A 26132-nucleotide genomic window follows, 5' to 3' on the forward strand; every position below is an offset into this window, starting at 1 on the left:
GTGGGGTTATACGATGTAGGAATCTATGGTGTTTTCTTCGTAGTCATCGTCATCGTCTAAATCCCAAATGTCAGTTTGTTCATTAGCACGCATGTTCGAATCTTCAGAAGGGCGCCAAGTGTTAAGCAGCGAAAGCATTGAAATGGTATCGATGAAGTCGTCGTTCTTAGACTTAAAGCCACCTTTTGAAGCAAGACTCAGTTCGTCTACTGCTTCTCTCAACTCTTTGCCAGTTTTGCGTTCGTGTGGGAAGTACATCTTACCCATCTTGAACAGAGGTAGGACGGTATTGAAACGAACCAACTTTTGAGTGTTGGGCCTAATACCTGGGTTTCCGTTGTTGTTCTCTGAAGCCAGTGTGAAGTAAATACTTCGAATCAACATTTGCTCTTGTACCCATTGTACAAAACCACCCTGCTGACCACTTACTTCTATACCTACTTCTTGTGGTCGGTATATCTGAGCCAATCTGAACAAGTCGTCTATGTTCTTGTCCATGAGCTGCCGCTCTACAATACCATCAACCCAGAACCAATCGCCATTACTGTTTAAGGCCCAAACGCTTATTACCGAGTAGTCAGCACTGGTTCTTTCAGATGTGGCGAAGTCGGTTGTAATGTAGAAGTTAAACTTGTTTCGGTTTGTCATAACGTTCTGCAGACTGTACCAACGAATATCGTTATCACTTACAAGTCTGTCTTCGTCTGACATGATGCGAAGCATGAGCTCTTGGTTGAATGTATCAACCTTGCCGAGCTTCATAGCCGTGTTGTATTGCTCTAAAACGTAATCATAGGTGAATCGGTCAGGCCATGATCCTTTGAACTCGTGACGCTCACATGGGAACTTCTCACACACAGGAAACACGTTAACTTGCCAAGCACCTGACTCAACGGCCTTGTACAAAGGATCCTTCGCGTTAAATGGCGTACCCGACCAGATAATCATGTTTCTGCTTGGATGCAGTGCGTAGGTAACCGCTTTGTATATCGTGGCTTCTACGTTCTCTATGATAGTCGGTGACTTAGCATCTTCATCTGAAAACAAATCATCCAGTACAGCTAGCTGTGGGCGTTTACCCATCTCTTTAGCACCACGAACACCTGTCTTGGCACCGTAGCCCTTAATTACTAGCTTCTTACCATCAGCGTTTACAAACTCCCACCGTGTGTCTGTGAACCTTACATTGGGAACAACCTCTTTTAAGAACTCAGAGTTGTCATACCTAAACTCCAGGTTCTTACGCATATTCTTAACACCGTTATCGATGCTATCAGAAACATACAAAGCCAAGTCCACTGAACCAAACCCAGTAAGCTCACCATACACAGCAAGGTACAAGAACAGGTATTCACCCATTACGGTGGTCTTTGCGATACCACGGTGACATAGGTTAACAATTCGAGTACCACCTTCTGTAATGGTATCGAGCATGTAATAGTGAACCAGTGGAGTTAAGTTCTCTTCCCCATCAGCCCCGTTAACCATCTTAATAAAGTTAACAAAGTTAAGGGCGAAGTCCGAAGGAACGTAGCCCTTGGGTGTTGAGTAGTTAGCAGTATTTAGGTGATCTTCTACCGATAAAATAACTTCTTCTACACCTTGGTTTATTCGGCTCTTAATCATCAGACACCTCGTAATCGGCATCTATAATTTTACTGTGTGCTACCTCTTGTGCATTGGCCCCGCCCGATTCAATAAGCGTTCGCTGCTGCGCAGCCAACTCTGCAGACTGGCGTTTCAACTGACCAATAATACTGTCTTCTTTAACAGAAACTTCTAATTCAACTTGTTGCTTCTCAGGCATTTTAAGCTGAGTAAGAATACTATTAGCCGCATCACTACGAACCTTCTCACTCTTGGCGTACATCATCAGTTCAGCCTGAGTATTAAGCGCCTTCTGATATAAGTCCTGGTTCAGTATGTAAGACGGTATTAACGTCTGTTCGAGGATTAAGTTAACTAACTTAGATTTGTTATAAGCAGTGACATAACTGGCTATGTCTTTGGCAGGAACACCTTGTGAATTAAACCTATCAATCTTGTCAGGGAACGTTAGTGAATAAGACTTGATATTGGTACAACCCATCAACTTGTAACTAACGTAACGAACAGCATCAAGATAACTACTTACCTTAAACTTACCGTTCTTAAGAACATGCGTATAACTCATTAAGTTATCGCGGTAGTTCTCATACATTTCAGGGTCAACAATTGTGGCATTAATACCATCAATCAATTCTTGGTTTATGCTCTTTTTAAACTGGTCTGGGAGCGCAGACTTTATTTCATCTACGGTAAGTTCATTCATGTGAGGTCTTATAGGAGGGAGGGAAGGAATGTAACTGGACTGTGCTGAAGACAGTCTCGAAGGAGTTGTCACTTTACCACTGAAACACATACTCGCAAAGTCTCGAGAGTATTGTTCAAATTTTATACGTCAACTTTTTCAAAATTATAATAATTAGGTACGAGTTCATTACTACCGTATTTCGTTCAGGAACGAAAGACTACCCCCCCCCCCCACCTAAAGCACACAACGCTATCGCGTAGTTATGGCAATCAAGCCTTCAACATCAAGGAACTTCATCATGTTATCAGCAGTAGCTCAATTCTTTCACGTAATCACTCTTCTATTCACATCAGCAGAAGACGCAGCAATATCCCTCAACAAAGCAACAGGTGTTATGCGTAGCAACGTAGAACATTGGGAACAAACAGAGAAGCTCAAGCTTCAAGATAAACTAGCTCAAGCTAAGGCTGAATCAGCAGCTAACGTTAAACTTATCAACAAGGAGAAAGAAGCTTAGGCTTCTTTCTTTTTCCTAAGAGCACACAACTAAAGCACACAACACACTAAGACAGTTCTTATTCACCTTCTTATTAACTACATTAGATAGTTCTACTCAGACGCGCTGTATCACATCATGTGAAGAGCATAGTTAACCTAGTGTACTTGCTTACCTTATCTATAGTTATGAGCGTAGTGTGTGACTGAGTGGCTATAAACAGTATTAACCTTTCATCCGATACTCTATCTACTCATTACATCATACCGATACAAAGACTATGTGCTAACGCACAGTGATGGCAATGTTGCCTTGGTCATCAACTTATGAGGATTTGATTATGACTACTTCTATTAAACTACAGTTAGGTTCTACTGTTATCTACAAGAACGAGACTTGGTTAGCTGTTGCTTATGATGGTGTTAGTAAACTCACTATCATGCAACCTAACAAGGGTAATGTTAAACGTACCATTAACCCTAAGTCTTTAACTGCTGTTACCAATGTTATTGGTGCTCAACTCTATGAAGTTGAGAACTTAACTAATACTCAATTGGGCTTGCGTTACTTAGTAACTAGTAAAGGTTACATCATCAGTAAGAAGACTCTTAAGCTAATTAACTGCGTTAAGCTTAAGTGCCAAATCATGAGTAGTGTTGGTACAACGCTAGTCTCTTAATCTATTTGCAGACGAAGGCTTCGCCTTCGCTGCACTTAATTCTTTTGCAGCAGAGCTGCAGTAATGGAATTTTTAGTTCAACTATGAGGATTATTGAACATGACAAATGAAACTGTTGCTTACATCGAGTTAGTTGGCCACAAGTATGTCCACGTATTGACATTAGTTGACGGTAATCACCGTTACTCTGATGAACAACGTAAAGTAGGGCAACTCAGCTTGTTATTAGATGGTGAGTGGGTTGTACCTGCTAAATGGAACTTCGTTCCTGACCACTTGGAAGATGGTGCTTACCTTCCTGATAAGTTCATTCTACATGCTAACGAAATGCATGAAGAAATAGACTTCGATTAACCTATTTGCCGTCATGCTGCTAACGCAGTGTGATGGCTGTTTAAATTTAACTATGAGGAAATATTTATGTCTTTAATCGCTAAACATGTACCGGCTACTGTATTGAACAAACTAAGCAGAGTTTATCAACGTGAAATTACTGCTGATAAACATGAGCAGAACTTCAAACAGTGGATGGATGAATTTGGTATCACTGACCATCTTTACCACGATAGTGGTGACATCGATGAAGAACTACTTCTTGATATGTTTTACGACTATGTTGCTTCTGATGTTAGTTACATTTAACTGTAGAGGTTAGTCATGCAAACTGAACAAGATATTAAACGTCAATTGATATTGTATGCATCTCAACTAGCTGACTCTGTATTGCTTAGTGAGAATACCAGTGGAGGTCAGAAAGACCTCGCTGAACATATCAATAAGAAGCTCAAGCAGCTTCGTGAAATCAAAAACAAATAGGACTTATATGACTAAGCAATATGGTCAAACTCTAGTTGACGTAGACTTCCGTGAACTAGAGATTAAAACAGCTAATAGGTTAGCTGGTCGTAATAGCACTGATAAAGTAATTGCTATGTATCTGCTTTACGGTGCATCAATTAAGCGAGTAACTCGCCAATACGGTTGGCGTAGGACTCGTGTTGTTATGAAGCGATTAGGCATCTCATTTAGAGTGAATAAGAGATTCAGTAAGATAACTATAAGTAATACTCTTTAATACTAACTATATATAAATATAAAGGGTACATAGGGCGAAGCCCAATGTACCCATTTAATATAATAGATATATATACTTAATTAATAAAAAGCACACAAACACAACACAACACAAACACTACACTGGGCTGCGACAAGCGCAGCGTATTTTCTTCGACTTTTACTGTCAAGCAAGTCTTTCTTTTATCTACTTATTTAGGTTGATTTTGTGCTATCGCACAGTAGTGGAGTTAACTGTAACTTCACTAATTCAATCTATGAGGATAGACAGACAATGGCTAAAATTACTAATCGTGCAGCAAGCAACGCAATCCCTTCAATCGCTAATAACAACCGTGGTTCACGCAATCAAAAAGCTGATGCGTTTGCCAACTTAGTGTTTGAATTACCTAATGGTGAAGTTGTTCCAGCATCTCGTGTTGGTCTTTCTTTGACATTCGTTGATGAGCCTTCTTCTCAAATGCAAGCTGTTCACAATTACATGATTGAGAACCCTGAAGAAGCTGCTAAGAATCTTAAGTTGTCTATACGTGATATTCACGTTGTTCAGCAACCTAAAGAAGAAGAGCTCGACATCGCTTCTATGTTCAAACCTAAAGCAACTAAAGAAGAATCATCGACTGATGAAACTACTCAAAAGTTGAAGTCTTTAATGACTAAAACAGCTTAATTCAAGCTCTCTAAATGAGGACACTTCGGTGTCCTTTTTTATTGCCTAAAGGAAAGTGAAATGCCTACTGATTACGTTATGCGTAACCCTTCTCAGCCCAGTAAATTAAAGAACTGGCACTTGACTGTTGCCTTTGCTGTCGGTTCAGCATTGGCGCTCTTATTTATCTTTTCGGCCTAACGGCCAGTTATGGGTGTGTGCTGTTACACACTCGCTCTTCGACTTCCACTATGAGGATTATGGAAATGAATTTATTTGATACTGAATTAAACGAAACAATCGAACGTCTTGAGAATGAACTTGAGATGGAAGCAATGTTTAAGCAAGAGCTAGCAAGCCTTGAAGATGAATTAGCAAGTGACTCACTGCTACCAGAATTAGATTTTCATTAATCAAATTATGGGGCCTTCGGCCCCTTAAATTTTTAGTTGATAGCTGCGCTCCGCGCAGTCTTTCGGCTGAAGCCGAACTTAGATGAAAGAGCAGATGATATGAGCCAATTGAACAAAATAGACTACCAACGTTACGTTGAGATAACCCATTCAAAGAAGCAAGTGAACAAAGTCATATTGAATGACCTCACTGCTGAACAGGAAATGATTGATCTGATTGCGTCCACCGCTGACGCTCTGACGCAATGGCTAGAGGGAGACTACTATCACTCTAAGAATGAAAGGCTAATCCAGTTAGAAGACAGAGATATGCAGCAAATCGTGCTTGATATTCTTTGTGAAACAGCCGTGCTAACTGACCCAGTTGAGTTCACAAGTATTGTAGGTCAGTGTGCTGGCGTACTACGTATGTCCGATAAATATGAGGGCATTGTGACTACAGCTGAAATTATGTCAGTCATTGCAGAGTATGACCTATTCGACATATTCAAAATGGAGACTGACGAGGGTGCAACATTGCACCTAATGAATAACATCGAGCTTAGTGAACAAGTGCATAAGCATCTTCGTGCTACTAAGTATCTACCACCAATGATAGTGCAGCCTAACGAGGTTACACGTAACTATGATAGTGACCTCTTAACCGAGAGTAGTTCTATGATCTTAGGCAAGGGTACTCACCATGATGAGGACATCTGCTTAGACTCAATTAATACATTCAACAGAATCCCACTCTGTTTGAATGAAAGAATACTCACTCAGTTAAGCGAGGTGCCGAAGAAAGCTGATATGCCTGCCGATACTAAGCGCCAATGGTTAACGTTCGTTACAGAGTCATACAGAACGTATCGTGACCTAATCCAAACTGGTAATAAGTTCTATGAACGCCATAAGGTTGATAAACGTGGACGTACCTATGCTCAGGGCTATCACGTGTCCACTCAAGGCAATCAGTTCCGTAAAGCTATCGTAGAGTTCGCAGACAAAGAGGTAATCGAGGGATGAGTAAATACGTTGAAGTACAAAACCGTTTAAGTTCAGTTAAAGGCTACTTGAGAAGAATCAAGGGCAAACCGAGTACGTGGCTAATTGATGCTGCGTACTCAACGTCAGACCGTGATATGGAATACCACGAAAAACTACGTTTGGAACATGAACTTTATATCGAAGCTGTTACTGAAATTCTTGAAGACCAACGTAAAGCAGACCAAGCCAAGATTGATGCTATCGAGGAACTTTTAAGTGATTGAAGTCTATGGAGATATGGACTTCTCAATCGATGATGCTAACGGAGATGACGACATCGTTTACTGGTTCGAAGACATAGCTTGCCTATGTACTCGTAACAGTGACGGTTCGTTCTTCGTGCTCAACGGTTGTTGGGAGTTCAAAATTATAGATGGCAACTGCGTTATTAACGAACCAATGCTAATAGGTAAAGGTGACCACATATTGCGTAAAATCAATAAGCCTAAAGCTATGAAACGTAAGCAGTTTGACAAAATGATGCCTAACTTTGGGTATTAAGGAGAAACAATGAATAAACAACTTAACCAAGCTGAAGCTCTAAGAGCTTTGGCTAATGGACAAGAAATTCAGTACCTAGATACCAATGGTATTTACAGAGATATGGACAAAGAGAACTTTAACCCTATCCGTAGACCATCACTCACATGGCGAATCAAGTTAGAACCTGCCCAAGAAGCATTCTACAACTGGTGTGATAATAACGGCCCAGACGTAGGCGAAGAAGAGGGTTTCCATGCTGGATGGAAAGCCGCTATGGAGTACGCTGAATCAAAAAAAGCCCTAACGGGCAGTGATGATGTTACTCCCGAACGTTACAGGGCTGATTTAAGCCCTCACAACAAAGATGACCCTCTTAACTGGAATATAAGAGCTCCAGTAAGAAATAATAAATAAACCACGCAGCCTGTGCTACGCACGGCTGCTGCATCCAACTATATGAGGATTTAGTTATGGAATTATTTACTGGTAAGCAATACGTTAAAATCGCACTGGCCAACGCATTTGGTCTTGATAAAGAATTGTTCCAAACTCGCCTTGATTGGGTTGAAACCAAGTCAATGGACGAGCTCCATGCGTTAGTACATGACGCTGATGAACCGGCTATCTACTTAGGTGCATTGCTTGCACTCGAAGACGCTGAAGCAGGTAGACCATCAGGCTTCATGGTTGGCCTAGACGCTTGTTCGTCTGGTGTTCAAATCATGGGTGCAATGATGAATTGTGAAGTCACTTGTAAGTCTACCGGGCTTATTGATACAGGCCGTAGAGCTGACATCTACAGTGATGTAACTAACGTGATGAACCAATCACCTAACATCTCAGTGAATATACCTCGTAAGGAAGTTAAGCCAGCCTTAATGACTCACTTCTATGGTTCAACTGAGCAACCTAAGATCATATTTGGTGAAGATACTCCTGAGCTAGAAGCCTTCTATGCGTCACTGAACTCTGTTGCACATGGCGCCACAATCGCTATGGAACATCTACTAGGTGCATGGCAGCCATACGCAGACGAACATAGATGGTCATTACCTGATGGATTCGTTGCTGTATGTCCTGTCACTGAAAAGGTTGATAAGCGTATTGAAGTAGATGAGTTAGACCACTCTACCTTCACTCACCGCTTTGAAATAGTTAACGGCCAAGAGAAAGGCTTGTCTATCGCTGCTAACGTAGTGCATAGCATCGACGGCATGTTAGTCCGTGAGATGAATAGACGTTGTAACTATGACCCAAACATGCTTAAAGCTACCAAGTATGACATAGAGAACTACTGGGCTAAGAACGGTAAGCACCCTAAGCCTAGTAACGAGTTTGTATCATTACGCCTAGCTGAGAAGTTCATGTTCATGGAACTGCTTATGTCTGACTTCGAAGAAGAGCTTGAAGAACTACATAGGCTGATTGTGCAGTCGTTGGCTCACAAATCATTCCCTGTTAAGTGTGTGCACGACGAGTTCAAGTGTCACCCTAACAACATGAACCACTTGCGTAAGCACTATGTTGAGATGTTCCAGCAGTTAGCTAAGTCTGACCTGCTATCGGATATTCTCACTGAAATACACGGCTCACCCTACTCTATTGCTAAGGTTGGTAATGTCGTCAATGACATTGGTAACGCCAACTACGCACTATCCTAAACAAAAGCCCTTCGGGGCTTTTTCTTTTTTAAAATACACTAGTTGAAAGAGCTGTGTGCTCCGCACACTGGTGTGACTATCAACCGATATACTAAGTTCTCTGAAACGAGGTATTCTGACTATGTAACCACTATATGACAAACCTAACCCAAAACCCCCAAACCGCTGTCTTAGACAGTCTCAAATTAAACGTCACTGCCCAAGCTGATAGCTTAGAAGAAGCAAAACAACTCGCATTCAGTTCGGTACTAGAGAATCCAACCAGACATTCAGTATCACAGGCATTAGACATCTACCACAACACGCTAATTGAAGCCGTAAAAGTAAACATTAAGGGCATATAACATGCTAAAGCACCGCGAAGAGTTAGACCGTATTTTCAGTATTTTCGTATCGAGCAAAGCAGAGATACGTCCTCATTTTATCTTTACTGGCCCATCTGGTTCAGGCAAGACATTCACCATTGCACAGTTAGCCGAGAAGCACGGTGTTAACTTCCTTGAGATTAACGCTGCACAGCTAACCAAAGAAGGTACAAGCGGAAACAGTTTGTCCAAGGCACTCGTGCCATTGGCCAACATGCAGCTAGGCCAGACAGTCATCTTTGTAGATGAGTTCGATAAGCTGTTTATCAGTGGTAATTCAAATTCAGAACTTGCGCATGAAACCACTAACGGTGTTCAAAACGAGTTCCTTAAAATCTTAGAATCAGACACGACTTCAGTGTTTGGTGACTATGGTAAGTACATCAACATTCCATGTAAGAACGTTCTGTTCATCTTTGCCGGTGCATTCAACGGTGAAGAAAACATCGACTTAGACAGACTGCGTGAAATTGGCCTTAAGACAGAGTTCTTAGGTCGAGTCGGTCTGGCCTACAACACAGACAAGATAGCATTGGAAGACCTCATTCAAGCCATGAAGGACTCTGAGCTGCTTGCCATGTACTTGGAACTCTTCCCTAAGATTAAGCGAAAGGACGTTGAGAGATCAGTCACTGACTCCTTAACGGAAGGCTATGAGAACAATACACTTGGCTATCGAGCCATTACTACACTGCTTCACCAGTATTTCATCAACGGTGGCCCGACTACTAAGCAGAAACAAAAAGCCATGTTCAGCAAAACACTTGAGTTCAGAAGTGCGAGCTGAGTTTAAAAAAGGCGACAAGGTGACTTATAAACCTTATGAAGTTCACCGAACCATGTACGTGGTAGCCATTGAAGATAATCCAAGACACTTAGATGGCTCACCTGACGACAGAATCCATTATCGCTTGGCTAATAAAATAGGACTACCTCCGGTAGTTCGTTCGACTGGCTTATGCATAATGGAATCTCAACTATTTGAGTCGAGTGCTTGGAAGGTAGTAATACCAGATCAAGAACAAGACCCAAACTACCAAAGTTTGACCTACCAAGATGCAGCCCAAATTCAAAACCTCTACGCAGAGAAAGGCCAGATGGTCATACTCCATGAGATGCATACTGCGCTCAATTAAAAACGTTGTACCCATCCTTGTGCTGTTCTTTGCGTGGTCTTACACCATAGAGGTAGACAGTATGCACTATCCCGAAAACATGGGTAACACATCAAGCAACCCAAGTAGTCCTGACTACGCACCCGAATACGGGTTGTGCTTTGCGTGTGACCATGAACTTATCCCTGATGGTGACAGATACGAGCCTGACTTAATCTGTCCCAATTCAGATTGTGACCAATCTCCTTACTATGTAGAGGAATAAAAACAAATGACTGATGACGTTAAATCAGATGACCTAAATCTAACTGGTGAGAACCTAGTAGTAAATACTGCTGACTTGAAAACAGTATTTTACCAGCCCCAACAAGACCACATCAAAGTGGTTAAGCATCATCCTGACGCTGCCTTGCCTTCAATGGCACACCCAGACGATGCCGGGTTAGACTTACAAACAATGGAGTCTGTAACACTACCTCCAGGTAAATCATGTGTACTGCCATCAGGTATTGCTATGGAACTACCTAAAGGCTATTACGGACGCATCTCCAACCGCTCAAAGATAGCCAGTAAGCTTAATGTTGCGGTAATGGCGCGTATCATTGATAAACCGTTTACAGGTGAACTCAAAATCAACCTAATCAACTTAGGCCAAGATACTGTTGAGTTCCGTAAAGGGGACAAAGTAGCTCAAATCGTTATTGAGCGTACCTACAGCGATATGCCTATCGAAGAAGTAGACAGTCTTCAAGAAACATCACGTGGAGCATCAGGCATCGACGATGCCGAGATGCGTATACGTTAGGTGATGGACGAAAAAGAGTTTCGCCAACTCGACCATCTATTCCAAAGACAAAAAGACTATGTGAATAGTCTCATATCAACTAGAAGGTTTTTTAAAAACCATGCGAGAGAACTCCTTCGTAATAATAGAGATCTAAAAAATCACATTAAAGAATTAGAGAACGCACTATACGGTCAATCCTCAACTGAATAATCATGCTCGGAAGGCTGGTTTGAAAGTGACCTAAGTGGTGTGTTCTCTTACCTTGTTACATACCATTGGTGGCTCAACTGAGTACTCTTACTCGACACGAGTGGTATGTAAAAGGCGTATACAGGTGCATGGTGCACTATCGGGTTCGATACCCGACTTACAACACATGATTTGTTTGCGGGCCTGCGGGCACTTCATGTGGTGTAAGCCTGATGGCAGGGATAAGAGTTAAAATTGTTGGTTCGAGTCCAACCGCCTGTATGCGCAACCCAATTCAATAATTCGTATAGTCGCAATTACTGCCGCGACTGTACTGAATAGTGTCGTAAAGCCAAATCTGTGAGTTTTTCTGCACTCATGACACAACAGACCATTCACCCTGACCTAACGTTAGCGCAGGTATGGGGTGCTTTGGAGATGTATCTGCATTCTAACTAACCAATAGTTATTATACTGTCTGTCCACAACCGCAGATACATCTACCAAAACATCCCTTTTCAACGCCAAGTAAACTCACTCAAATCAGCCTAGCTATGGTGGCTAAAAGCTCCGCCCTGCATAGTTTATGAGGTGGAACATTGAGTGTGTCTAAGAGTATCTCTGGACACTTGGCACCATTTTCAACGGTCACCTAGACAACGTTCCCATTAACGCGGGGCTAGACGTAGGAGTGTCATAGGGTTCAATTCCCAAGGTGACCCCAAATTCAAGAGAGACAATCCATGAAAATATTCGGCTACGAATTTAGAAAGTTTGAAGAGCAAACCACAACAATTGAAACCGTGGAAACATGGGTAGTTGAGTGGGAAGTAATGGTTCCTAAGTATCGTGATTGGTATGAGCCTACTCCAAAGTTCAAAACTTTTGTTTCAAAAGACCAAGCAGAAATGTTCAAAAAAGAACTTCAAAGCTGCATAGACCTTTTAGGCGATCAACGCATTAAGCCAAAGGTTTACAAGCAAGAACACTCAACCAACGCTTAAAGGTTTCAACGTGACTACATCTCAACAAATACTGTCTGCACCTAAAGGCGCCATCTATGTATGGCCGAGACAAAACACAGCATTTTACTTGCGTGATTTGCTTAGGCATTTAGGAAGAACCGACTTAAAAATTAAGTACCTCAGTATTTTCTTTAGTTCACAAAATAACTGGCAAGGTTCAACAACACCCGTGGTCATAGACCACTACTGTTGGGACATCGCAACAAGGCAAGAAATGGACTCCATTTACGAATACAAACAATGGATTGACTCAAAAGGTTTGAACCATGATTAACAACATTGAAGGTCAGAACAAAGCTGAGTTAATTAAGATCATCGAAGAGCAGCAAGCACATGATGTGGAGCGTGAAGCACGTGTTAAGCAACTAGAGTGGTCTTTGAAAACCCTTGATGATTACCTCTCTAACAAAAAACAATTCGCCATAGAGCAGCAGATTAAAGGCGTTACTCGTTTTGTAGAGAATTTCAATAACGAATATGGCGGAGGTTTTGGGGATGCATTAGATGAGTATTCTGATGTTTTTTGCGAACAACTACGCAAAGGCGGTGATGTATGAAAGTTGATTTAAGCTTCTGGCGCTTTGTAATATTTTTCAACATAGCTAAGACAGGGTTATGGCGAAAAGGTAGTGATGTTTTTATTTTACACTTAGGCTCGTTTTCTAATGAGTCAAACACTGCAATTCGAATTGTAGTTTTTCCCTTTAGCTTAATTATTGGGTTTATCACAAAGGGCAGTGATGTATGAGTTTTAAAGAACTGTACTTCCCAAAAAAACCCGCCTTTCAATTTGTTAAGAGTACCTACCCATGTAATGCGTAGTGAGCCTGGAGCCATTATTGATTACATAAAGCGTTCGAGGTTCTATACATGAATGATGTAAATATTATACTTACTGCCCTTCTCGCTTGCTCATTAGTTTTCCTATGCCTTATGGCCTTAGCTACCATAGAGTTTTGGATGCCAAAGCTATTTAAAAAATTCCTGATGTTACTTCCCTTACAACCCGCCAAGAACACTGTTACAGGCGATACGCCTGAACAGCGTGCAAGAGAATGGATATGCCGATTCGAAGGCTGCATAACGGTTGCCCGTTACTATGCAGGTATGCCACAAGCTACATGTAGACGATGTGGACACAGGAACAGGTGTGCACAATCAGGAGTCAAAGAATGGAGAGAACCTGACTTATGAAAACCATAAGCACAAAAGTAGAGCTTATTGAGTGGCTCAAAGAGCAACACATCTACAGTGACATTTGGTGCGACGAAGACATTCCTGATGTTAAACCAGCTCGCAACAGCAAGTGGAAGGATTCTGAGTTTGACCCTGAGTGGTTATCAGATGGTGCAGTAGTTAAGGTTCCTCGTGGTCACATGAAAGATGAAATTGGCGGTTACGTTAAAGTCATCATAGACCTGACTGAACAGAACGACACCGTTCGCGTTAAGTTTGTCCGTGGCTTCGTAGGCAAGAACTTTTACACCGCAATCACTAGGTTCGGTACGATCGACTTTCCTAAAGCTGAAGTCTACAAGTGCCAGTCACACGAAGAACTTATTGATTTAATCAATCCCAAGTTTAGATACAAGCTCTTATTGGAGAAAGAGTGAATAAGCGAACCAGTAAATACAAAGTATTCGGTTTGAAGGACTACACGCCAGAAGATATTGAATCCCTAAAAAAGAAACACCCACTAGGGTATCACGCAACACATCGAGAAGATGGTACTCCGTTACCGTTTAATGGTGTGTTTTATTCCATCAAACCCAAGAGATTCAAATGAGTCAACGACCTAATATGCCGGGCTTCCCTACTACCGTAGGTGGCCCTAAACTCAAACCCCTACAAACACATGAAGTGTTTCGCTTCAATCGTGTGTTTGTGGGTATTTCCCTAGCCCTTTACTATTAAGGAATTTAATGAAGTTTAAAGAGTACCAAGGCAAAGCGATTATTCGCAAAGCTTTTGAGATTACCTCACGGGAACAGTTCATAGTTGAACACCAAATCATAGACGACACTTATCGTTTCGGTCTTAAACTCGACGGTAAAGTTATTGAGTTCGTAGCACACGAGCCAGTAAACGTAGGTGACTTTGTTGTCTATCTAAATGAAAGTGACATCTATCACTGTAGTCGTAAAGTGTTCTTAGAACGCAATGACTACCCTGCCATTGAAGATAAGAAACACAAAGTAGAAGCACCAAAACGTTCTGTAGTCATACAAGATATGATGAAGAAACTAGGTTGCGATGGCGCCTTTATTTCATCTCAAAGCATTATTGACCGTATTGAAGACGTAGACTTCCAAACAATCGAACTTGCTGGTCAGAAGATGATGTACTGCGGTATTCGCATGAAAGGTGGCTTTGTTGTAACAGGCAAACCATCAGTGTGTATCAGCCCTGAAAACTGGCGTGATGAGATTGGTCAGAAGATCTCATTCGAAAACGCTTTCCAAGAAATCTACAAGCTTGAAGCATACCGCTTCATGACAAGTGAGTAGTCTCGCAATACCCCTTCCTGACAATCTTTACGTTGGCTTAAAACTTGTACCCCTACACCCAGGTCATATAGGCAACGCTGTAATCACTGAAATAACTGAAGACAGATTCATTATCGTTACTGACTTTGGCAAGGAAGTACGCTTTACAAATGAGGAACTCCGTTCCTTGTTTTCGGCTACAACAATGCAAGTTGAAAATGAGTACTTCATGGACTTGATACATGAGCCAGTAGATTACGACAAAGAACTCAGGAAGCGCTTTGAAACACAACGAGAGTTGATACAACAACAACTCGATAAACTTAAACAGCCCACTTCATAGTGGGCTTTTTTATTTGGGACAGCAAATATGAACACGCAAGAAATTAAAACTACACCAATCTCAGCATTGGTAGGCAAGACAGTACAAATTCAAGAACTAGCGAATGAAACCATTTCGTTAGTATTAGCCGTCGATACTAAGACCGGCCACGCAGACATAATCAGCGTGCAGCAGCCTGAGAACAAACCAGAACCAGAACCAGAACAACTAAAAGAACAAAAGGAACTGTTTGTACTTCAGCGCAAAGGCAAAAGCGAGTTACAGGACTCAACAGTAGAACGATACGACCGCGTTGAAAGCGACATCATTAACTACCCTGCTCTACTTAAAAGCGTTATCAAATTACGCAACGAAAAAGTAAGCACCCGTGAAATTGCAAAACGCAAAAGCATTGCGTACTCAACTCTTGGTTTGATGATCACCGTAGCCCGCAAACGCGGTTACGTGAATATCGAAGGCGATAGCTATGTATTCACCGAGAAGTTTAGAGATCTCGCTATCATCAACGCAAAAACAGCATAAGGAAAAACCATGCTAGAAATTAATGCAGATTGCCTAACTGTAGGTGAACTAAAAGAAAAACTAGATTTCTTTGAAGACCACATGCTAGTTGTTTCAAACGTCAGCTTTGGTGACCGACTACAAACACAACAAGCTATTTATGTTGATGAAGTGGACATTGCTGCCTTAACACCAAGCTCCTATTCAGAAAGCGGTTGTAAGGTCATCGACACAATGAACGCAGACCCAGAAGACATAAAGGTTGTATCACTAAATTGGGGAGCAATTGAATGACCAACCCTATTGTAATTGGTTTAGCTGGACGCAAAGGAGCTGGCAAAGACTACGGTGCAACGGTAATCACCAAAGCAGCTAGAGATGCTGGCTTTACATGTTCTCAGTTAGCTTTTGCTGACCCGATCAAGAACATGCTTAAGATTGGTCTTGGCTTAACTGACACCCACTTTATAAGCCAAGAAGCTAAGGAAACTATTATCCCACACTTAGGCGTAACACCACGCTACTTAATGCAGACGTTAGGTACAGCATGGGGCCGTGGCATGGTTAATGACAATGTTTGGATTAATCGATGCAAGCAGTTAATTGACCAAAAAGAAACTGACATTGTGATAGTGACAGACGTTAGATTCGACAACGAAGCACACATGGTACGTCAGTATCAAAATGGTCACATTGCTGAAATCATTCCTACAGTAGCTATTGATAACCCTGACAATCACGTGTCAGAGCAGCCTATCAACACGCTACCCAATGACTTCATTGTACCCAACCCAAGAACACCAGTATTTGATAGAAACCTAATGTCAGTGCTCTGGCAAGTTCTCAACAAAGAATCCCAAAACCCGCAAAGGCAAACCAATGACAGAGTACCTCTGCAAAGCGGTATTTGAAGAACACTCCTTCCAGTTCGAAACAATGGGCGCAGTCACAATACTGCAAGCCTATGAGCAATTCAGCGAATACCTATTTGAACAAACCGAAGATAGCCGTGTACTAGCTGTCGCTAGACACGTTGAATTTGAACGCATCGAAATGTAACGGGGGTGCGTTCCACGCACTCTTGCGATTAACAACAAGGAAATATCCACATGAACGCAGTAAAACCAAGTGTAGCTGTAGAAAGTATCGCTACTGTCATTCGTGCAGGTCTAGTTCCCATGATTCATGGTTCGCCAGGAACAGGGAAGTCAGACATTGTGCGCAAAGTAGCGAAAGAATTTAACCTAGAAGTCATTGATGAACGTCTAGCTAACTGTGACCCAACAGACTTAAAGGGCTTCCCTAAAGTCAATGGTGACGTAGCGACATTCATTCCATTTGACACGTTCCCAACTACAGATTCTCTGATCCCTGAAGGTAAAGACGGTTGGCTTCTATTCTTAGACGAGCTACCTCACGCACCTGAATCAGTGCAGAAAGCAGCATACAAGATTCTACTAGACCGTATGGTCGGTGGTCGTAAGCTGCACCCACAAGTCGCTATCGTAGCAGCCGGCAACCTAGAGTCAGATGGTGCATTCACCTCTCGCTCAAGCACTGCTATGCAGTCACGACTCGTTCATATCGAGTTGATGGTAAACACTGCAGATTGGATTGCACACGCACAAGAACAAGACTACGACCCTCGTGTTGTATCTTACATTCAGTATCGTCCAAGCAACTTACAGATGTTTGATCCAGACCACACTGATTACACCTTTGCGTGCCCACGTACTTGGGAATTTGCCAGTAAGTTACTTGGCAAGATGAAAGACGTTGGCCCATCAGCACTACCGCTATTAGCCGGTACGCTTGGTGAAGGCGCAGCACGTGAGTTCATTCAGTTCTTAAACGTGTTCGAACAACTGCCGTCAATCCAGTCCATCGAGTCAGGCCCAGAGACAGTCAACATGCCCTACAACGATGGCGGAACGCTATTCGCACTGTCAGGGATGCTTGCAGACAACGTGACTAAGAGCAACGTTAACTCGCTTATGCGTTACGTGAATCGTATGCCGCGTGAGTTCCAAGTGATCACAATTCGTGACATGAGCAGACGTTATCCACTGCTTACACAAAACGAGCTTTTCATGAATAAAGCTATGGAATTGTCTGCGCTAATCTAAGGAAGCATTATGCAAACTGAAGAACTAACGAACGCTTTAGATGCAGCGAAGATACAACTTATCTCTCGACCCAATAGTGTATTTCTAACCACGATACTATTCAGTTTGCGCTTCAACTGGAGCGAGAGAACGCATACGTCACAAACGAACGGGGTTTACCTACTGGTGAACCCGAATTACTTTATGACTTTACGCCCTACTCAGCGTATTGCGTTCTTAGCCAAAGCTGCTTATAGGGTTGCTTTACAGCACCCTATTCGCGGTAAAGGTAAAGACTACTACACGTGGAAGTCAGCGACTGAATACATCGTCACAGACCTTCTGATTAAGCAAGGCTTTGATGTTCCTGACACATGGAACTATCACGAAGACTTTGAGAATAAGACCTCAGAAGAGGCTTATGACATCGTTGTAGAGAAAGCAAAGCAAGCAGCTAAAGAGTCTTGGGAAGATGACGATGACTGGTTTGATGAAGAGACAGGCGAAATACTCGACTTCTCTTACATAAACAGCACTGTTGACGAAGCCGAAGACGACTTCGACACACCACAAGACGATGACGGTATTGAATGGGCAGAGATTGAATCTGAAACCATAGACACGATACAACGTGCATCGATACTTGCTGAACAAGCAGATGGTTGGGGTGATGTTCCAGGGGAAGTTAAGATCTTCTTGGACAACTTACTGTCACCTAAAATGCCGTGGCACAAAATACTGTCTAAGCACATGACGGACTTGGCCAAAGTAGATTACTCCTTTGAACGCCCTAATCGTCGTTACTTACCTGACACGTATTTGCCTACTCAGAACTCAGAATCACTGACTGAAATTACCGTTGCAGTTGATGTATCTGGTTCAGTCGGCCCCGGCCAAATAGACCAATTCATCTCTGAAATACACGCAATCCATACGCAATTGAAACCGACTAAGACAACTGTACTTGGTTTCAACACTGATATTACGACCACCACAACCATCGAAGAAGCTGCAGATGTATTGAACATCGAGCTTAAAGGTGATGGCGGAACCAATATCACACCTGTCATGGAGTACGCAGTTGAAAACAAACCAAAAGCATTAGTGGTATTCACTGATGGTCACTTTGGCTTTGATGAAAACGAAGTACCAAGAGATGTTCCAGTTTATTGGATTATCGAAGGCAACTCAGACTTCTCGACTAAACGAGGTAAGGTAATTCACTTTGAAGTATGAGCAATTTAAGGCTGCGGCCATACAGTCATCTAAAGGGTTCACTAGACCACAACTAGAAGAGAACTTTGCTGCTGCCATGACCAGCCGAACTTACTACAAGCGCCAAGTCAATATTTGGCAAATAATCTGCGCCATTAACTTTGCTGCTTGGATGATTACCCTACTCAATTAACCCTTTTGCCGCACTAGAGTTGTCTCGACCCAGACACTTCATACCGCTCTAGTGTGGCCTTTTTATAATAAGGATCGCCAATGGCATTCACTCTCAACGATTGCCAGTCAAAGGCAGTCATCGAAATAACCAAATTCTTACTAGACCCTGAAGCTGATGAAATGGTTTTAGAGGGCTACGCTGGAACAGGTAAGACAACACTCATTGCGCACTACTTAGAGAACTTCGACAAGTACAAGCAAGCCCATGAAGTGTTAGGCGCCCAGTTCCGTGATTTCGACGAAATCGCTATTACAGCAACAACCAGAAAAGCAGCTCGCGTATTGTCAGAGACAATGGAAATCGAGCCCATGACGATTCACGCTTACTTAAAGCTGATCATGAAAAACAACTGGAGTAACGGTACAACTAGCTTAATCAAAAGCAAGGCTGCCGAAGTACTGGAAAACAAATTAATAATTATTGATGAAGCCAGCTTCATTGATAGTTCACTGAAAGGTTTCATTAACCTGTTAACCATGAACTGCAAGATCATCTACATGGGTGACCCTGCACAGCTTATTAGCGTTAACGAAAGCAAATCACCTATCTTTGATGCCGGTATTAAAACAGTACGCCTTAACACCATCATGCGTAACAAAGGCACTATCTCAAAGATAGCCAAAGCATACCGAGAGACAGTACACACAGGACAGTTCAAACCATTAATACATGATGGTTTATCCGTGAAACACGTGGAACCAGATGAATTTGAAGAACAGATTCGTCATGTATTTACGCACCCTGGCTTTCAGCCAGAGCGCACCGCTAAGGTGTTGGCGTGGACTAACAATAGAGTATCAGCTTATAACTCGTTTATTCGCTACTGTCGTAATGTCCCAGACCATATCAACGAAGGTGAAACCCTTATCACCAACAAACCCATCATGGAGAGCACTTCTGACTACATCTCTTACAGCACTGACGTTCCCGTCACTGTTAAGAACGTAGAACAAGTGAACATTGATGGCATTGAGGGCTTCCTAGTAGACCTTGAGAAGCGCAAAGAGTTATTCGTACCAACTGAGCGTTGGAAAGTGAAAGCACTGCTTAGAAAGTTTGCTGATGCAAAGCAATGGAAACAGTACTTCCACGTGAAAGACCAATGGGGCGATTTACGTCCTGTCTACTCATCTACCGTTCACAAGTCACAAGGTTCTACCTACGACAAAGTGTTCATTGACTTGAGTGACATTGGTTCCTGTAAAAATCCAGACGATGTAGCTCGCTTACTTTACGTTGCCGTGTCACGTGCATCGACTGAAGTGATCATGTGTGGACAACTTCCCCCTGAATACTTAGGAGAAACAAACAATGACAGCGCAGCAGCAAAACTCAAAGGACTCAAAGAGACGCTACTGGAAAGCTGAAGTTCAATCGTCTATCAGAGATTTCATCTTAGACACATTCGAAGAATCCAAACAGAAAGTTATCGACGACTTTTCAATAAGACAACGAGACAAACTCAATTCTGTTGCTGGATTTCGATTCAGAGGTGAACCCTTCGTTCACCGGCTAAACAATCTGCAGCCTTATCAACTTAGAAGACTACACAAATATTTCGTTGAAGACTTCCAAGCTCACGCAGATGAGTGGGAACGTCACGCATTAAGACAGCATGAGGTGAATGGTTTCATAAACCAAGCACTGAACAAGGCCAAGAATAACTCTGACCTTTACCTGCTGTTGCCTAGCTGCGTACACACTGCACTTCCTGAGCGCGGTGAAGAAGAATATCCCTCACTCATGACTGAGCAAGTTATGCAGTTCCAAAGCGATAATGAAGAAGGTGTGAAGTTGTTAAAGATGCAGTTAATTCTTAACACACTAAAGGCATAACATGCAGCACATCATTTTTAGAGAGAACACTGAGTACAAAGTAGCGATACTCATTAAGAGTAACTCGCTGCGAAAGACTCAAATGGAGACCTCCTACATTCAGCCGTTACGTCAACTTGGTGTTAAGCCAAAAGACATAATTGCGTTTGATTTGGTGTACGGCCCGAAGAATAAGAAACCACCTGTGAAAATCATGCGTGCTTATTTGCAAGACCTTATGCCGATACTTAAGGAACAAGGCGTTGAGTACCTTTATGTACCTGACGCCGAGTACTTTAAGGTGTTAACAGGTGAGAAGAAAGCAGACCCACACCACGGCTACGCCCTGCCGTGTATTGTGGACGGTTATTCGCACATGAAGGTTGTGTTGGGAATAAACCATTCTGCCCTATTCTACAATCCAGACCTGCAAACAAAACTGGATATGGGGTTACAAACGCTAGCTGATACGGTGAAAGGTAACTACAAAGAAATTGGTACTGACATCGTTAAATCAGCTAAGTACATACGTCACCCTAATCAGGTTTACTCTGTCCTGCAGGATCTTAAGGAATACGATGCGTTAACGGTTGATACCGAAACGTTGAGCTTAAGCTTCTGGAAAACAGGTGTTGTGACTATTGGTTTTGCATGGGATCAACACAACGGGGTTGTTATCTGGTGTGATGATTACCACAAGCCAAACAGTAAAGTGAGACAGCTCCTTAAAGAGTTCTTCTTTACTTATCGCGGCAAGTGCATTTATCACAACGCGAATTACGATATGAAGATATTAATAAACACACTGTTTATGAACGGTCTTCTGGACGAGAAAGGTAAACAAGAAGGTATCGAGGTAATGACTCGTAACTTCGACGACACCAAACTGCTTACCTACTTGGCTACTAATTCGTGTGCCGGTAATAACCTATCTCTTAAAGAGCAGTCGCACGAGTTCACCGGGAACTTTGCAGAAGATGTGCAAGATATTACGAAGCTCACTAAAGAAGATCTTGAGGTGTACCAACTGAAAGATTGTCTAGCTACGTGGTATGTACATAACAAGCATTACCCTACTGTGGTGAAAGATCAGCAGCTTGATGTTTACGAGAACATCATGAAGCCATCAGTAAAAGTTGTGCTGCAAATGGAATTGACAGGTATGCCTGTCGATATGAAGCAAGTCAAACATGCCCGTAAAGTGCTTGAACATGAAATTGAAGAATGTCACCGAATACTGAACAGTTTCGAAGGCATCAAAGATTTCATATACATGGAACGTGAAAACGCCATGCATAAGCGCAATGCAGAATTGAAAACAAAGGTTAAGCCAATTGAAGACTTTGACTACATTGTCTTTAACCCTAACTCTAACCCAATGATGCAACGGTTCCTGTACGACTTCCTTGATTTCCCTATCGTAGACAAAACACCCACTGGCGCTGGCGCTGTGGGTGGTGAAACGCTGATGAAGCTGTATGCAATGACTGATAACGACAAGATTAAAGAAGTACTGAAGAAGTGCGTCGATTTCTTTGACGCAGATAAAATTCTAGGTACGTTTATCAAAGCATTTGAAAAGGCAGTTCTTAAGTCTGACGGCCATTACTATGTGCATGGTAACTTTAACATTGGCGGTACAGTATCAGGGCGCCTAAGTTCATCTGGCCCTAACATGCAGAATATACCGTCTACTGGTGCTACCTATGCGAAGCTAGTTAAGTCTTGCTTTGTTGCGCCACCTGGATGGGTATTCATGGGAGCAGATTTCGCGTCCTTAGAAGACCGTATATCAGCACTGACTACACGTGATCCAGAGAAGCTAAAGGTTTACACCGATGGCTACGATGGTCACTGTCTACGTGCGTACAGCTACTTTAAGCACCAGATGCCTGACATTGACCCTAACTCTGTTAAGTCAATTAATAGCATCAAAAAGAAATACCCTGAACTCAGACAAAAATCAAAGTCGCCAACGTTCCTACTAACCTATGGTGGTACGTATCACGGCTTGATGGGATTGGGGCTAACCAAAGAAGAAGCTATCGGTATTGAAACCAACTATCACAACCTCTATCAGTGGTCAGATGATTGGGTTCAAGACAAGATTAGCCGAGCAGCAATCGACGGTTACGTAACAGTAGCTTTCGGTCTAAGAGTAAGAACGCCTGTGATTAAGCAATCGTTAATGGGGAACTCACGAACTCCTTACGAAGCTAAAGCAGAGGGACGTACCGCAGGTAACGCACTTGGCCAGTCTTACGGTCTTCTTAACAACAGAGCAGGTATTGACCTGCAAGAGCGCACCTTCGACTCAGACTTCCGTTATGACATTCTACCTGTGGCTCATATACATGATGCCCAGTACTTCATGGTACGCGACGACCTAGAAGCCGTGGAGTGGTTAAACCATAACTTAGTAGAGTGTATGGAATGGCAAGAACTACCTGAGATTCAACATGACAGTGTTGGCTTAGGTGGTGAGCTATCTCTGTTCTACCCTACATGGAAGGATGAAGTTGAGTTGCCAAATGGGGCTACACAAGATCAGATAAAAGAAGTCATTCAAGATTTCTTAACTGAAGCTGAAGCCGCATAAAACGAACGCCCTACATTTGTAGGGCTGTTCTCCTTGATTTTATAAATTAAACAGGTACTGTTATGTCCAAGCGGAAGAAGTACAACCCGCTTAAACACGCTGAAGCTCGTTCCAGAGCACAGCTAAAAAACACAGCTATCGGTTGTGTTCCAGCACAAGGCCCGTGTCAGTTCCTATCATTAACTAATTCCCAGTTAATACCCATGACACAGGACACATTCCAACTCATTTCGAATATTCGTCACAAATGGACTGTATTTATTGCTGTCGTTGGTATTGACGATTTTGGTTCCTACTACATGAAATCTGACGAGATTGAGGTTAACGACCCTCAGTTTCAGAAGGACATGGTGGAAACCTTAAACAAACACCACAAAGCCTTAATTGATACATTCAATCAAAAACATCTACTCAGCGTAGGCTGGCTTGCTACCCCATACAAATACTCGTGGGACGTAGACCAAGCTTACAAATTACTTGTTGAGTTAGGTGTCACTGACTTTGTAAAAGACGAAGAAAACGAAGTTTACAAAACTGCATGAGGTACATGATGTTTGCAGATCCAGTAGATAAAGCTTCAGCTATTGAAGAAGAAGCCCGTCAACGCGCTATTGCTAAAGCACGCGCTAATAGTAAACCCACAATTCTTCCTAAAGGCAGTTGTTATAACTGCGAAGAACCACTCAACAATAAAAAGCTATTCTGTGACGCTGACTGCGCTACAGATCATGATAAGGCCGAACGTGCCGAACGCATGAGATAAACCCATTTCCTACTTAGGTGGAATGGGAGAAGTACCTGTTCCGCTCCCCGCAAGAGTTACCTACCAATGAACAGTACATTCCCTCCCATTCTACGTAAGCCCCCTTTCGATTCAGACAGACCCCAAATTGAGAACCTTATTAACGACGGTTACTCAGACAGCGTAATCGCTGAAAGATTTAATGTAACCAAAGACACTATATGGAGCAGACGGAAACGCTGGAAACTACCAAGCGGTTCTGAGATGCGAGATAAGCAACTGGTAGACAGTATGCGTGTCCTTTGGAAAGAGTGTTACAGCGTCCCTGAGATGGCTGAAACCCTGAATATCAGTGAGCAGATGGTTTATATGAAACTGTCTCAGCACAAAATAAGAGAAACACCACGCTTGGGTATCACTACCCCTGTAATCCCGTTTGCCACACTTAAGCAAGGCATCACGCCAGAAGATGAAGACGAGACTCTTATCATCACGCACAAGCGTAAACCCAAGTGGGCTCTAGTTCCAATTGACCAATACCAGGACTTAGTAAATGGGGTGTTCAATGAGCTTAGAGAAGACGCATAAATTTGAGGTTCAAGACGTACATCAGATATGGCGAACCAAAGAATGTACGTTCAACGTTAGCTTCCCTACTAAGCAACTGGTTTGCGTATTCGCAATGCGTGGACAGTTCACACGACTGGATTACAAAGCACTAAATAACCTTTTCCTTGATGCCGGTTATAAGCAAGTCATATTCGAACGCGAAGTTGATGGACAGCTTGAGCAGAAAGTAAAAACAATTCATAAGCGCCACGAAGACATAGTGGCCACGACTTTTAAGAGACTAAAATGAAGGCTGAATTAGTTAATCACAACAATGACGACTTGCTCTGCGTAAACGCAGCTCGCGTCTCAATGGACAAAGAATCAAGTGTATTCACGTTCCGTAAAGATAAACCAAAAGGTTCAGATGAAGGCTTAGTACATTACCTTGCCGGTCACCGGCACTGGACTCCGTTCAGTCATGCGCGTTTCACATTGGTAGCTAATGACGTATTCGTTAAACTAGCTAACGTAAATCCTGAAGACATTGCTTCAGCAGTATGGCGTACAAACAAGAGCACCTTTAAGTTCCGTACATCATTGTTTGGTTGGGTTAACTTACTTAAGCAAGACATGATTGAACCGACTTACAAAGATGCCATTATTAACTTCTTGTTTGAGAAAGTACCTAATTGTGCCAAGGCACTACTGTCAGATGTCACTTCTTACAGTCAAACAATGAATGACGTATGGGAACCAGAAGTTGAAACTGACCCTGCATTCATTGACGTAACGATGCGTGAAACTATTCCTATCTTCATTGCACGCCAACGCTTTAAGCACATGGTAGGTACTACATACAATGAAGTGTCTCGTCGATACGTTGACGACACACCTGAGTTTTACCACATTGATGAATGGCGTAGTCGTCCCGACGGTTCGATTAAGCAAGGTAGTGGTGATATTCACCCAGACAGTGCAGCGATGTCCTTGTTTGCTAGAGGCCGTGTCACACTGATGGCCCAAGATTACGAAGAAAACATTGAAGAAGGTTATGCACCGGAACAAGCAAGAAGTCTCTTGCCACAAAACATGATAACCAGTTATTATGTCACTGCTTCCTTAAACGCATGGAATCGCGCATACGAGCAACGTATTGACCTCCATGCACAGAAAGAAATCCAAATGTTAGCTGAACAGTGGAACACCCACTTGAGCAACAGCCCTCACGGTGACATTTGGAAAGCCATATCCTCATAGTTGGTATGCCCTCGTAGGCTGACAGCT

43 protein-coding genes are annotated in these 26132 nt (G+C 42.5%); 41 read left to right on the forward strand and 2 right to left on the reverse strand.

Features of this window, described 5'->3' with window-relative positions; all coding sequences use genetic code 11:
* Positions 1 to 6 precede the first annotated feature (6 nt).
* Positions 7 to 1626, reverse strand: a complete 1620-nt coding sequence (locus O9X84_RS09415) for a phage terminase large subunit family protein (protein WP_269519475.1) — start codon at positions 1624 to 1626, stop codon at positions 7 to 9.
* Positions 1619 to 2311 carry a hypothetical protein gene (locus tag O9X84_RS09420; protein WP_269519476.1) on the reverse strand — a complete coding sequence of 231 codons (693 nt, stop codon included), beginning with the start codon at positions 2309 to 2311 and terminating at the stop codon, positions 1619 to 1621. Before O9X84_RS09420 ends, O9X84_RS09415 begins: the two co-directional genes overlap by 8 nt.
* A 280-nt stretch (positions 2312 to 2591) precedes the next feature.
* On the opposite strand from O9X84_RS09420, the gene O9X84_RS09425 reads away from it, so the two are divergent.
* The 41 genes from O9X84_RS09425 to O9X84_RS09620 all read left to right on the forward strand — a co-directional run bounded on the left by O9X84_RS09425 (position 2592) and on the right by O9X84_RS09620 (position 26105).
* Complete coding sequence (locus O9X84_RS09425; protein WP_269519477.1) at positions 2592 to 2810, forward strand: hypothetical protein; 219 nt, start codon at positions 2592 to 2594, stop codon at positions 2808 to 2810.
* Positions 2811 to 3129: 319 nt separating this feature from the next.
* Positions 3130 to 3468, forward strand: a complete 339-nt coding sequence (locus O9X84_RS09430) for a hypothetical protein (RefSeq protein ID WP_269519478.1) — start codon at positions 3130 to 3132, stop codon at positions 3466 to 3468.
* A 99-nt stretch (positions 3469 to 3567) separates the two neighbouring features.
* Entirely contained in the window at positions 3568 to 3822 is a 255-nt protein-coding gene (locus O9X84_RS09435; RefSeq protein ID WP_269519479.1) for a hypothetical protein, read from the forward strand.
* Positions 3823 to 3888: 66 nt separating this feature from the next.
* Positions 3889 to 4110, forward strand: a complete 222-nt coding sequence (locus O9X84_RS09440) for a hypothetical protein (RefSeq protein WP_269519480.1) — start codon at positions 3889 to 3891, stop codon at positions 4108 to 4110.
* Positions 4111 to 4125: 15 nt separating this feature from the next.
* On the forward strand, positions 4126 to 4284 hold the full coding sequence (locus O9X84_RS09445; protein ID WP_269519482.1) for a hypothetical protein: 159 nt from the start codon (positions 4126 to 4128) through the stop codon (positions 4282 to 4284).
* A gap of 532 nt (positions 4285 to 4816) precedes the next feature.
* Positions 4817 to 5212: a hypothetical protein gene (locus O9X84_RS09450; RefSeq protein ID WP_269519483.1), complete on the forward strand. Its 396-nt coding sequence runs from the start codon at positions 4817 to 4819 to the stop codon at positions 5210 to 5212.
* A 245-nt stretch (positions 5213 to 5457) separates the two neighbouring features.
* Positions 5458 to 5604, forward strand: coding sequence for a hypothetical protein (locus tag O9X84_RS09455; protein ID WP_269519484.1), 147 nt, complete (start codon positions 5458 to 5460; stop codon positions 5602 to 5604).
* Between the two features lie 99 nt (positions 5605 to 5703).
* Positions 5704 to 6609 (forward strand): hypothetical protein, encoded by a 906-nt coding sequence (locus O9X84_RS09460; protein ID WP_269519485.1) that lies wholly within the window; start codon positions 5704 to 5706, stop codon positions 6607 to 6609.
* Positions 6606 to 6854: a hypothetical protein gene (locus tag O9X84_RS09465; protein WP_269519486.1), complete on the forward strand. Its 249-nt coding sequence runs from the start codon at positions 6606 to 6608 to the stop codon at positions 6852 to 6854. The genes O9X84_RS09460 and O9X84_RS09465 overlap by 4 nt, the downstream gene beginning before the upstream one ends.
* The gene (locus tag O9X84_RS09470; protein WP_269519488.1) at positions 6847 to 7131 is read left to right on the forward strand and encodes a hypothetical protein; all 285 of its coding nucleotides are present in this window, start codon (positions 6847 to 6849) and stop codon (positions 7129 to 7131) included. The genes O9X84_RS09465 and O9X84_RS09470 overlap by 8 nt, the downstream gene beginning before the upstream one ends.
* A 9-nt stretch (positions 7132 to 7140) precedes the next feature.
* Positions 7141 to 7527: a hypothetical protein gene (locus O9X84_RS09475; RefSeq protein ID WP_269519489.1), complete on the forward strand. Its 387-nt coding sequence runs from the start codon at positions 7141 to 7143 to the stop codon at positions 7525 to 7527.
* 56 nt (positions 7528 to 7583) lie between these two features.
* Entirely contained in the window at positions 7584 to 8774 is a 1191-nt protein-coding gene (locus O9X84_RS09480) for a DNA-directed RNA polymerase (RefSeq protein WP_269519490.1), read from the forward strand.
* A 134-nt stretch (positions 8775 to 8908) separates the two neighbouring features.
* The gene (locus O9X84_RS09485; RefSeq protein WP_269519491.1) at positions 8909 to 9118 is read left to right on the forward strand and encodes a hypothetical protein; all 210 of its coding nucleotides are present in this window, start codon (positions 8909 to 8911) and stop codon (positions 9116 to 9118) included.
* Between the two features lies 1 nt (position 9119).
* Positions 9120 to 9926 carry an AAA family ATPase gene (locus tag O9X84_RS09490; protein WP_269519492.1) on the forward strand — a complete coding sequence of 269 codons (807 nt, stop codon included), beginning with the start codon at positions 9120 to 9122 and terminating at the stop codon, positions 9924 to 9926.
* A complete protein-coding gene (locus O9X84_RS09495) occupies positions 9904 to 10275 on the forward strand; it encodes a hypothetical protein (RefSeq protein WP_269519493.1) in 372 nt (123 codons plus the stop codon). Before O9X84_RS09490 ends, O9X84_RS09495 begins: the two co-directional genes overlap by 23 nt.
* Positions 10250 to 10519, forward strand: a complete 270-nt coding sequence (locus tag O9X84_RS09500) for a hypothetical protein (RefSeq protein ID WP_269519494.1) — start codon at positions 10250 to 10252, stop codon at positions 10517 to 10519. Before O9X84_RS09495 ends, O9X84_RS09500 begins: the two co-directional genes overlap by 26 nt.
* Positions 10520 to 10525: 6 nt before the next feature.
* The gene (gene dut, locus O9X84_RS09505) at positions 10526 to 11059 is read left to right on the forward strand and encodes a dUTP diphosphatase (protein ID WP_269519495.1); all 534 of its coding nucleotides are present in this window, start codon (positions 10526 to 10528) and stop codon (positions 11057 to 11059) included.
* Between the two features lie 914 nt (positions 11060 to 11973).
* Positions 11974 to 12234 (forward strand): hypothetical protein, encoded by a 261-nt coding sequence (locus O9X84_RS09510; protein WP_269519496.1) that lies wholly within the window; start codon positions 11974 to 11976, stop codon positions 12232 to 12234.
* Positions 12235 to 12244: 10 nt separating this feature from the next.
* Entirely contained in the window at positions 12245 to 12529 is a 285-nt protein-coding gene (locus O9X84_RS09515; RefSeq protein WP_269519497.1) for a hypothetical protein, read from the forward strand.
* Positions 12522 to 12812 carry a hypothetical protein gene (locus O9X84_RS09520; RefSeq protein WP_269519498.1) on the forward strand — a complete coding sequence of 97 codons (291 nt, stop codon included), beginning with the start codon at positions 12522 to 12524 and terminating at the stop codon, positions 12810 to 12812. Before O9X84_RS09515 ends, O9X84_RS09520 begins: the two co-directional genes overlap by 8 nt.
* Positions 12809 to 13003 carry a hypothetical protein gene (locus O9X84_RS09525; protein WP_269519499.1) on the forward strand — a complete coding sequence of 65 codons (195 nt, stop codon included), beginning with the start codon at positions 12809 to 12811 and terminating at the stop codon, positions 13001 to 13003. The genes O9X84_RS09520 and O9X84_RS09525 overlap by 4 nt, the downstream gene beginning before the upstream one ends.
* Positions 13004 to 13445: 442 nt before the next feature.
* Positions 13446 to 13868, forward strand: a complete 423-nt coding sequence (locus tag O9X84_RS09530) for a hypothetical protein (protein ID WP_269519500.1) — start codon at positions 13446 to 13448, stop codon at positions 13866 to 13868.
* Positions 13865 to 14041 carry a hypothetical protein gene (locus tag O9X84_RS09535; RefSeq protein ID WP_269519501.1) on the forward strand — a complete coding sequence of 59 codons (177 nt, stop codon included), beginning with the start codon at positions 13865 to 13867 and terminating at the stop codon, positions 14039 to 14041. Before O9X84_RS09530 ends, O9X84_RS09535 begins: the two co-directional genes overlap by 4 nt.
* A complete protein-coding gene (locus tag O9X84_RS09540; RefSeq protein ID WP_269519502.1) occupies positions 14038 to 14169 on the forward strand; it encodes a hypothetical protein in 132 nt (43 codons plus the stop codon). Before O9X84_RS09535 ends, O9X84_RS09540 begins: the two co-directional genes overlap by 4 nt.
* Positions 14170 to 14177: 8 nt before the next feature.
* Positions 14178 to 14762: a Gp49 family protein gene (locus tag O9X84_RS09545; RefSeq protein WP_269519503.1), complete on the forward strand. Its 585-nt coding sequence runs from the start codon at positions 14178 to 14180 to the stop codon at positions 14760 to 14762.
* Entirely contained in the window at positions 14755 to 15084 is a 330-nt protein-coding gene (locus O9X84_RS19640) for a DUF2110 family protein (protein WP_442864524.1), read from the forward strand. Before O9X84_RS09545 ends, O9X84_RS19640 begins: the two co-directional genes overlap by 8 nt.
* Positions 15085 to 15111: 27 nt before the next feature.
* Positions 15112 to 15606, forward strand: a complete 495-nt coding sequence (locus O9X84_RS09550) for a hypothetical protein (RefSeq protein WP_269519505.1) — start codon at positions 15112 to 15114, stop codon at positions 15604 to 15606.
* A gap of 9 nt (positions 15607 to 15615) precedes the next feature.
* Positions 15616 to 15879, forward strand: a complete 264-nt coding sequence (locus O9X84_RS09555; protein ID WP_269519506.1) for a hypothetical protein — start codon at positions 15616 to 15618, stop codon at positions 15877 to 15879.
* Positions 15876 to 16496, forward strand: a complete 621-nt coding sequence (locus O9X84_RS09560; protein WP_269519507.1) for a deoxynucleotide monophosphate kinase family protein — start codon at positions 15876 to 15878, stop codon at positions 16494 to 16496. The genes O9X84_RS09555 and O9X84_RS09560 overlap by 4 nt, the downstream gene beginning before the upstream one ends.
* Positions 16465 to 16644, forward strand: a complete 180-nt coding sequence (locus O9X84_RS09565; protein WP_269519509.1) for a hypothetical protein — start codon at positions 16465 to 16467, stop codon at positions 16642 to 16644. Before O9X84_RS09560 ends, O9X84_RS09565 begins: the two co-directional genes overlap by 32 nt.
* 50 nt (positions 16645 to 16694) lie before the next feature.
* The gene (locus O9X84_RS09570) at positions 16695 to 17711 is read left to right on the forward strand and encodes an ATP-binding protein (protein ID WP_269519510.1); all 1017 of its coding nucleotides are present in this window, start codon (positions 16695 to 16697) and stop codon (positions 17709 to 17711) included.
* 9 nt (positions 17712 to 17720) lie between these two features.
* Positions 17721 to 18926 (forward strand): vWA domain-containing protein, encoded by a 1206-nt coding sequence (locus O9X84_RS09575; protein ID WP_269519512.1) that lies wholly within the window; start codon positions 17721 to 17723, stop codon positions 18924 to 18926.
* Positions 18916 to 19098 (forward strand): hypothetical protein, encoded by a 183-nt coding sequence (locus O9X84_RS09580; RefSeq protein WP_269519514.1) that lies wholly within the window; start codon positions 18916 to 18918, stop codon positions 19096 to 19098. Before O9X84_RS09575 ends, O9X84_RS09580 begins: the two co-directional genes overlap by 11 nt.
* An 80-nt stretch (positions 19099 to 19178) precedes the next feature.
* The gene (locus O9X84_RS09585; protein WP_269519515.1) at positions 19179 to 20507 is read left to right on the forward strand and encodes an ATP-dependent DNA helicase; all 1329 of its coding nucleotides are present in this window, start codon (positions 19179 to 19181) and stop codon (positions 20505 to 20507) included.
* Positions 20452 to 20976: a hypothetical protein gene (locus O9X84_RS09590; protein ID WP_269519517.1), complete on the forward strand. Its 525-nt coding sequence runs from the start codon at positions 20452 to 20454 to the stop codon at positions 20974 to 20976. The genes O9X84_RS09585 and O9X84_RS09590 overlap by 56 nt, the downstream gene beginning before the upstream one ends.
* 1 nt (position 20977) lies before the next feature.
* A complete protein-coding gene (locus O9X84_RS09595; RefSeq protein WP_269519518.1) occupies positions 20978 to 23554 on the forward strand; it encodes a DNA polymerase in 2577 nt (858 codons plus the stop codon).
* A gap of 62 nt (positions 23555 to 23616) precedes the next feature.
* On the forward strand, positions 23617 to 24096 hold the full coding sequence (locus O9X84_RS09600) for a hypothetical protein (RefSeq protein ID WP_269519519.1): 480 nt from the start codon (positions 23617 to 23619) through the stop codon (positions 24094 to 24096).
* 5 nt (positions 24097 to 24101) lie between these two features.
* Positions 24102 to 24317 carry a hypothetical protein gene (locus tag O9X84_RS09605; protein ID WP_269519520.1) on the forward strand — a complete coding sequence of 72 codons (216 nt, stop codon included), beginning with the start codon at positions 24102 to 24104 and terminating at the stop codon, positions 24315 to 24317.
* 66 nt (positions 24318 to 24383) lie between these two features.
* Positions 24384 to 24884, forward strand: coding sequence for a helix-turn-helix domain-containing protein (locus tag O9X84_RS09610; protein ID WP_269519521.1), 501 nt, complete (start codon positions 24384 to 24386; stop codon positions 24882 to 24884).
* Complete coding sequence (locus O9X84_RS09615) at positions 24862 to 25155, forward strand: hypothetical protein (protein WP_269519522.1); 294 nt, start codon at positions 24862 to 24864, stop codon at positions 25153 to 25155. Before O9X84_RS09610 ends, O9X84_RS09615 begins: the two co-directional genes overlap by 23 nt.
* Positions 25152 to 26105 carry an FAD-dependent thymidylate synthase gene (locus tag O9X84_RS09620; protein WP_269519523.1) on the forward strand — a complete coding sequence of 318 codons (954 nt, stop codon included), beginning with the start codon at positions 25152 to 25154 and terminating at the stop codon, positions 26103 to 26105. Before O9X84_RS09615 ends, O9X84_RS09620 begins: the two co-directional genes overlap by 4 nt.
* Positions 26106 to 26132: the final 27 nt, after the last annotated feature.

The organism is Alteromonas sp. BMJM2 (assembly GCF_027257845.1).
In the GTDB taxonomy this organism is placed as follows: Bacteria; Pseudomonadota; Gammaproteobacteria; order Enterobacterales; family Alteromonadaceae; genus Alteromonas.